This is a genomic window from Persicitalea sp. (assembly GCF_041751555.1).
In the GTDB taxonomy this organism is placed as follows: Bacteria; Bacteroidota; Bacteroidia; order Cytophagales; family Spirosomataceae; genus Persicitalea.
Map to the genome: position 1 here is coordinate 1 of NZ_JBGSXF010000733.1, position 8,419 is coordinate 8,419.

Genomic DNA, 8,419 nt, shown 5'->3' on the forward strand with positions numbered 1-8,419 from the left:
CCGAAGAAAACATGTACGCAGATGGCAATCCGTACATCGGGCCAGATGCAATTTTGAAAGGTGTTTTTGGTCGTATTTTGGCAGATCATGAGTATTTCAATCTTACGGATGTCAAACTGCATTCCATGGAAAATAACCAGGTATTCGCCACACTTCGCTACAATGCAAAAGTGAAAAAAAACGGGACAAAATATGACGGACAAGTGGCTCATCTGTGGACATTAAAAAACGGAAAAATAACCGCATTTCAGCAATTTGTCGATACCAAAAAACTTGCTGATGCCATGGGTGAATAAATTTTCATCAATCGATTTACCCAGTAAATTAACTTCCCAAAAAGATTATTCATCATAAATAAATAAAAACAATGAAAAGCGCAATACTCCTTCTAATGTGCTTCCAATTATCTGTTTACACCTTATTTGGGCAAAACATAACTGGTAAATGGTACGAAACTCAAAACCCAAATGCGAGTTTAGAAATCGTCATAGATAAGAATAACGACTACTATTCGGGGACTTTCAACTGGCAATGGAAAACCTGGATTAGCACAATTAATGCACCACTCGATCATGTGACCGTTAAGAACGATTCACTTCTATTTGAATTAACGCACGATAACTTTAAGCTTAATTTCAAATTGAAAAAAGATAATGAAACGGACACTTACAAAGGCTTTTTCTATGTGAATGGTCGCCAAATAGAACCCGTTACTTTGAGTCGCAGTCCTATTGAACGTGATATGACCATTGCTCCAATAGTCGAAAAAACATATACAAGGCAAGACACTTTAAGAGGGAAAATAACCGATGAAAGGGCATGGTGGAATTTAACGCACTACGATTTAGACTTTAAATTGGATATCGAAAACAAGTTCATTAAAGGTTCTAATACCATCACATATACCGTATTAGAACCCAAAAAGGCAATGCAAATTGACCTGCAAGAGCCTTTGAAAATCACTAAAGTCGTTCAAGCGGGTGAATCGTTAACCTTTGCACGGGAAGGGAATGCGTATTTCATCCAACTGAAAGAAAATCAACTGGTAGGGTCTTCAAAAAAGATCGAGGTGTACTATGAAGGAAACCCAAAGGAAGCACCAAGAGCTCCTTGGGATGGTGGATTTTCATGGGAAAAAGATGCGAATGGTAAACCGTTTGTCTTCACGTCATGTCAAGGTGAAGGTGCGAGCTTGTGGTGGCCAAACAAGGACCACATGTACGATGAGCCCGATAATGGGATGACAATACGTGTAACCGTCCCCGAAGAGCTTATGGCTGTTGCCAATGGTAAGCTAACAGCAACCAAAAAAAATAAAAATGGCACAACAACCTATCAATGGACGGTGGTAAACCCAATTAACAATTACGGAGTCGCTCTCAATGTGGCAGATTACGTCCATTTTTCAGACCCATACAAGGGGATGAAAGGAACATTAGTATGTGATTATTATGTGTTACCCGAAAACCTTGAAAAAGCCAAGGTTCAGTTTAAACAGGCACATTTAATGTTAGAAGCGTTTGAATATTGGTTTGGGCCTTATCCATTTTATGAAGACAGCTATAAGCTTGTAGAAGGTGTTGGCATGGAGCATCAAAGTTCTGTTGGATACTCTGGATATATTAATGGTCAGCGTGGTAGAGATAGGTCAGAATCTGGTTGGGGATTAAAATTCGATTATTTGATTATTCATGAATCTGGTCACGAATGGTTTGCAAATAACATTACCTACAAAGACATGGCAGATATGTGGGTGCATGAAAGATTCACTAACTATTCTGAAGCCTTGTATGTGGAATATCATTATGGAAAAAAAGCTGGCGAAGAATATATGAAAGGTATTTCTCATAACATCGAAAATAAAATCCCAATTATTGGAGATTACGACGTAAATGACAAGGATTACTCGGGAGATATTTATACGAAAGGTGCTACCCTTTTGCATACGTTAAGGCAAGTGATCAATGATGATGAAAAGTGGAGAGCCATTCTAACGGGTTTAAATACAGAATTCTACCATAAAACAGTAACCACAGCAGAGATTGAAAATTACATTGCACAACAGTCAGGTTTGAACCTAAAACCCTTTTTTGATCAGTACTTAAGAACTGTTCAAATCCCAACATTAGAATACTATTTTGAAGATAACAAATTTGCCTACCGCTGGATTAATGCCGTAGCAGGATTTGATATGCCTTTAAAAGTAAAACTTGATAACAAAGAGCAATGGATTAAACCAACAACCAATTGGACACACGAGTACACCAAAGACACCGCCAAAGAATTGATTATTGATGCTAATTTTTATGTGGCTGGTTTTAAGAATGTGAAAAATGAATAGTACTGATAAAAAGCAAGCCTCTATCCGTGGTCTGTGAAGACACCAGACCACGGTGAAGCGTAAGAAATGTACAACAACGATGAACCACGTCCATACGACACCGACCACGGATTAGTCCCGAAAGGAGCCGATGCAACAATAGACTAAATCATTGAGACAATAGGCCTTGTCATTGAGACAATGGGCCAATTCCGGGGAGTTTTCGACCCCTAATTTTGACCCATCGGTTTCAATCGCAAGTCGTCCTGTTGGATGTAGTTTGATAACCGGGTTTTTCTATCCATGAATCTTTTAAACAACTACCAACATGAAAACCCTCAAAGCTATTTTTCTCGCTATTTTTTGCCTGTCGGGCAGCACGTTATTTGCCCAAAGTACCCTCGACGGAAAGGTACTGGATGAGGCGGGCAAACCCATCCCTTTCGTGACCATCGGATTGATGGCCGCCCAGGATTCGACCCTGGTAAAAGCCACCGCTTCTGACCCGAAAGGGGTATATGTCCTTGAAGGACTACCGTCGGGCCGATATCTGGTCAAGACGTCCGCCGTGGGATACCATGAGAATTTTACGGCCTATTTTGAACTGGCTGATTCTCGGAAGTCACTACCCAACATCGTAATGTCGGTGGCAGTCAATGAATTGGATGAAGTACGCATCGCCGCCAAGAAGCCCTTCGTGGAGCAGCAAATCGACCGCATGGTGGTTAATGTGGAAGGCAGTATCATCGGTAGCGGCAGTACCGCCCTGGAAGTGCTGCAAAAAGCACCGGGCGTAACGGTGGACTACCAGAATGACCAGATTCAGTTGAAAGGGAAAGCCGGGGTCATCGTGCAGATCGACGGTAAGCAAAGCTATCTGTCCCAGCAGGATGTGGTCGCGCTGTTGCGCACCATGTCGAGCGATAACATTGCCACCATCGAGCTGATTACCAATCCCGGCGCGCGCTACGACGCTGCCGGCAACGCGGGCATCATCAACATCAGGCTCAAAAAGAACGCCAGCCTGGGTACGAACGGGGCGCTTTCGCTGGCAGGTGGGTCAGGAATCTACGATAAGGAGCGGGCGAGCCTGCAATTGAACAATCGCACGGCAAAGCTGAATTTGTTTGGCTCGTATAGCCTAAACCGTGGGGGGAATCTATTTAGTTTATTGTACACTTCCATTCAACCTGATCCGACGGAATCCGATCCCGGACGGCAAACCTATGGAACTTCCACCAGTTACCTCCCCATGCGGGATCTGGGGCAGAATGCCAAGGCCGGTATTGACTTTTCACCCACCAAAAACACAATTATTGGCGTTGTTTGGACCGGGCTTTGGAGTCGCCATACGGAAGATGGGACCGCCCAGAGTATTTTTTCCAGAACCGATGGCGGAGCCCCCTACTTGCAGGCCGATACGCACAAGAAAATCAACTCCCTGAGCAAGAATCAGATTGCGAACCTCAATGTACAACATTCTTTTGGTGAGAAAGGGCAACTGAGCGCAGATATAGACTACGGCCAATTCAATCGGGATTTTACCAACGACCTGCTGTTTACGAATACCATTTCTCAGAATGGCGATAATGCTTCTACCAATGCGCTCTTTAATCATCAACCTACGACCGTAAAAATCCGGACGGCCAAGGCCGATTATAGCCGGGAACTGGCTCAGGGCTGGAAAATAGAAACGGGCCTGAAAATGGCCGACATTACCACGGACAATGACCTGACGGTTCGGGACGGTTTGTCGGACAATGTCCAGATAAACCCGGAGCTTTCTAACCACTTTATTTACTCCGAGCGGGTAGGGGCGGCCTACGCAAGTATCACCGGGGGCATCGGGAAAGTCGGTAGTCTCAAAACCAATGTGCAGCTGGGTTTGCGGATGGAGCATACCCGTTCTGAGGGAAATTCCCTTACCCTGAATCAGGTCATTGCCCGCAAGTACCTCAATTTCTTCCCGAGTGTATTTGTGTCTCGTCCGTTGTCGAACGGGCGGTCGTTGAGCCTCTCCTACAGCTACCGGATCGACCGGCCCAATTATCAGAACTTGAACCCGGCGCGGAGTTACGTGGATCCTTTTGCTTTCTCCCAGGGCAATGCGTTTCTCAGGCCCCAATATACCTCGGCTTTCGAGCTGCGCTATGGGCTTAAAAACGGTATTTTTCTGGCCCTCGGGGCTAATTTGACGACTGATTTTGTGAATAGCATATTTTATGGATTCGAAGGCAACAAGAGGTATATCATCTGGCAAAATGTCGGAAATGCTCAGGGGTACTCCATCACGGCGGGTCTGCCGCTCACCATCACGAAAGGCTGGCAGGTTCAGACTACCGCCATGGGTTATTTTAACCAATATCAGTTGGACTATGAGTCAGAGTCCATCAGCATCAACAACTTAGCCGGTAGGCTGAATGTGAACAACGCTTTCCTGTTGGGCAAGGGCTGGTCCGCTGAGCTATCGGGCTGGGTGTCAACCCCATCCACCCAATTCCTCAATATTTCTCCCTGGTTGGGGTCGGTGGACATCGGTGTCCAGAAAACCCTGACCGAAGCCCTCAAGGTAAAATTCAGTTTGCAGGATGTTTTTTATACCAACCGCTGGATCGCCCGGATGGATGTACCCGGAAAACTGGTGTCGTATGCAAAAGTACAATGGGATAGCCGAGTCGCTTTGCTCAACCTGACCTACACCTTCGGCAACCAGAAAGTGAAAGCCGCCCGGCAGCGTCGCACGGGGTCGGAAGATGAGAGTAGCCGGGCGAATTGATAGTGGAGAGGAGGAAGAAAAATAATCCACCAGCATTCGATGATGGTAAAATCGGGCTGCCTTTGACCGATAGCCTTGGGTAGCCCGACATATCTTTGGGATGTCTTGTTTTTTCCTCCTACTTTTATAAAAACTACACACACATAAACGACTTCCTCTTGAAGATTCTGATTGTCGAGGATGAAATGCTCATCGCAGCTAACCTTACCCTACAGCTGGAAAATCTGGGGTACGAGGTATGCGGCACTGTACCGCGGGGCGAAGAAGCATTGGTACTGGCGCGGGAACAAAAGCCCGACCTGGTACTCATGGACATTCAACTTAAAGGAGTATTGGATGGCATTCAGACCGTAACAAGACTGCAGCGGGAGCATAATGTGGCTGTCGTATATTTGACAGCGAACGATGACGATGCCCATTTTGAAGCAGCAAAGGCTACCAATCCCTTCGCCTTTCTGTCAAAACCCTTTAAAGCGCAGGAGTTACGGCGCACCATCGAACTGGTGGCCACTCGTATTCCATCTACCCCAAATACCGAATCGAGTAGTTCAGGATCAGCTGTATTTGAAGACCGGATTTTCGTCCGCCACAACGACAGCATGGTCAAGGTGATGATCGATGATATTCTGTTTATCGAAGCCGACCGGAACTACTGCCGCATCCAGACCAGGGAGGAAGAATATCTGTTGGTAGCGACTCTGAAAGAAATGGAAGAAAAACTGCCGGAGGGCCTCTTTCTTCGAATACATCGTTCTTTTGTCGTAAACATCGCCATGATTGAGGAAGTAGGAAAAAATCATATCACGGTAGTGGATAAGATCGTTCCGATGGGCAAGTCGATGCGGGAAGAACTCTTGAACAGGCTTCATTCTATCTGATTGTCTGAGACAACTACCGATAAATATCAGGACATCAGCCTGAATGCAAACGAAATGCGGGTGCCCGCGGTGAAGTCTTCGGTTAGTTGCCCGTCGAGCTGACGGGTGAGTAGTCGCACCATTTGCATTCCAAAGCCCGTTCCCTGCGCTGCGTTCGGGCGGCGCTCCGTCGGGCGGCGCTCCGTCGGACGGCGCTCCGTTCCGATAGCTTGGCCGATACCGTCGTCAGCAATTGATACGATGATCAGGTTGTCGTCCTTCCGTTGGGCGTCAAGTCGAACGGTTCCGTTTCGACCGTCCGGAAAAGCGTATTTGAGGGCATTGGAAAGTAGTTCGGTGATAATAAGGCCCAGCGGAATGGCGGTATCGAGGTCAAGGTCGATTGGTTCAAGTTGGTAGTCGATCATGACCGTTTCCTGCTTACCGTACGATTGCAGCAAGTGAATGCCCAAACTTCTAAAATAGTCGCTCATGGCTATACGCACTACTTTCTTTCCCTGATAGAGTTGCTGATGCACGAAACCCATCGAGTGGACGCGGTTCTGAATATCCAACAGTGCCTCGACCGCTCCCCGGTCTTGCAGGTAAGAAGACTGGAGGGCCAGGAGGCTCGATATAATTTCCAGGTTATTTTTTACCCGATGGTGTACCTCCTTGAGGAGCACCTCCTTTTCTTGATTCTGACGTTGTAATAAACGATTCTTGCGGGTATTTTGTCGATAGACAAGGTAGAGCAACAGCAGCAAGAAGAGGAGTAGTGATGCCACGATGGTAGTGAAAGTCTGCCGTTGTTGTTGCTGCTCCAGTCTTGCCTCTTGCAAGCCAATCGTGTTTTCTTTCTGTGCCACTTCAAACTCCGTCTGCAATCGTAGTGTCCGCTGATCCGACTCGGCGGAAAAGACCTTGTCTTTAAGTTTGTCGTAATGGTTAAAAGCTTCGACCGCCTCCCGATAATTGCCGCTTCCGGCCAAAGCTTCCCCCAGCGCCTGATAGGCTTGGCTGAGGTAGTACTCATCACCGAAGTCGTCGGTAGCGATGGCGATGCTGCGGCGCAAGTCGGCCGTCGCCTCAGTAAAGTCGCCCTGCTTGTTGTGTAGCTTGCCCATTGAAAGCCAGGCACGCATTTCCATAAAATTGTTGCTGAGAAGTTCGGCGTACTTGATAGCATTTTTTCCGGATTTCTCCGCTTGCTGGTATTTGTTAAGGTAAGTGTGCAGATCTACGAGAGAAATATAAATGTCGCTCAGGTTATTGTAAAAACCGTAGCGCTCGCCAATCACGATCGCCCGCTGGTAGTAGTACAGCGCGTTTTGGTATTGTTTCAATTCCAGGTAGTTGTTGCCCACTACATACAACGTGAAGTCGTAATCCAGGTCATCCAGGCCGCGCTGCTGGAAAATGGCCAGCGATTCGAGCCCGTATTCCACTCCCTTCTTGTATTTCGCCTGTTTCCAGAAAATATTACTCAGATCGCTGTAAGCCAGCGCTATGGCTTTCTTATCTTGCCACTTCCGACCCAAGCGCAGCGACTCCATGGCGTAGTTGGTTGCCTTGTCGAGCTGTCCCCGTCGCTCGTAAACATAGCCCAACTGGGTATTGAGAAAGGCCAAATCCCGTTCCGATACTTTTTTACGAGCCTCTTCAAGTATTACCTCTGCGCTGTCCAGCTTTTCAAGTCGGAGTAGAATGGCCCCGAGGGTAATCTGGAATCGACCCGTCCAAAGCGGATTATTTCTCTGTTCTGTAAGTTGTAAGCCCTCTTGTGCCAAATCCAGAGCAGTGTTCAGATTGCGCGTGTGCCAGTAGTAGGCCAGATCGTTCAGGATGGCGTAGTACAGAGAGTCGTTACTCTCGGAGCGTCGTCCGGCGGTGTTTTGTTTGGCGGTTTTGAGCGCTGGATTATTCAGGGCGGTTTCGAGCGATTGCAAGTAGTCGGCCCCAAACTCGTCAGTATCGACGAAAACTTGCTGATATGGACTCCTGCGATTGAAGTCGAGAATCTGACCGAAGCCCCCAGAGGGACTCGACATGAGAAACAGACTCGCGAAAACAAGCTTTTGGAGCGACATCATCAAAGCGGAGCGGGAGAATATCGAGGGCTGTAAAGATACGGTCATTTTTTCGCCCGGTAAATAAAACGGCCCCTTCGGACACTTTTCGCCTATGTTCGTCCTTGATCGGTTTCTTGAAAGTAACATTTCCGGTAGATTGGCGAAGCAGTATTTCGATTGTTCTTTCAATCGCTGCTACTTTCATCAAGTTTTTTTTGACTACTCCTAAACCATCTCATTATCATGAAAACCAAGAACTACCTCAACATCGTCCTGATCTTAGTCGCTCTCTTGACATTGAGTTGCAACGATTCAACCGAAAAGCAGGAAGCTGCCGAAACCACCGAAATAGCCGCTCCCGATCCGTCGCAGACCCGAGCAGAAATAGAAGCCG

General features: G+C 46.9%; 5 protein-coding genes. 4 read left to right on the forward strand and 1 reads right to left on the reverse strand.

All coding sequences use genetic code 11. The annotated features are described in order from the left end of the window. The 4 genes from ACEW8P_RS25630 to ACEW8P_RS25645 all read left to right on the forward strand — a co-directional run. Positions 1-296: nuclear transport factor 2 family protein (locus tag ACEW8P_RS25630; protein WP_373515907.1), on the forward strand; the 296-nt coding region annotated here is incomplete at its 5' end. Between the two features lie 71 nt (positions 297-367). Continuing rightward, positions 368-2,341, forward strand: coding sequence for a M1 family metallopeptidase (locus ACEW8P_RS25635; protein WP_373515908.1), 1,974 nt, complete (start codon positions 368-370; stop codon positions 2,339-2,341). Between the two features lie 307 nt (positions 2,342-2,648). Beyond that, a complete protein-coding gene (locus ACEW8P_RS25640; protein WP_373515909.1) occupies positions 2,649-5,096 on the forward strand; it encodes an outer membrane beta-barrel protein in 2,448 nt (815 codons plus the stop codon). Positions 5,097-5,254: 158 nt separating this feature from the next. Continuing rightward, positions 5,255-5,974: a LytR/AlgR family response regulator transcription factor gene (locus ACEW8P_RS25645; RefSeq protein ID WP_373515910.1), complete on the forward strand. Its 720-nt coding sequence runs from the start codon at positions 5,255-5,257 to the stop codon at positions 5,972-5,974. 26 nt (positions 5,975-6,000) lie between these two features. Here ACEW8P_RS25645 and ACEW8P_RS25650 read toward each other — a convergent pair whose 3' ends face one another. Continuing rightward, positions 6,001-8,091 (reverse strand): tetratricopeptide repeat protein, encoded by a 2,091-nt coding sequence (locus tag ACEW8P_RS25650; RefSeq protein WP_373515911.1) that lies wholly within the window; start codon positions 8,089-8,091, stop codon positions 6,001-6,003. Positions 8,092-8,419: the final 328 nt, after the last annotated feature.

Coding starts and splice junctions, on each gene's coding strand:
- ACEW8P_RS25635 (WP_373515908.1), top strand. CDS start 368: ATGAAAAGCGCAATACTCCTTCTAATGTGCTTCCAATTATCTGTTTAC.
- ACEW8P_RS25640 (WP_373515909.1), top strand. CDS start 2,649: ATGAAAACCCTCAAAGCTATTTTTCTCGCTATTTTTTGCCTGTCGGGC.
- ACEW8P_RS25650 (WP_373515911.1), bottom strand. CDS start 8,091: ATGACCGTATCTTTACAGCCCTCGATATTCTCCCGCTCCGCTTTGATG.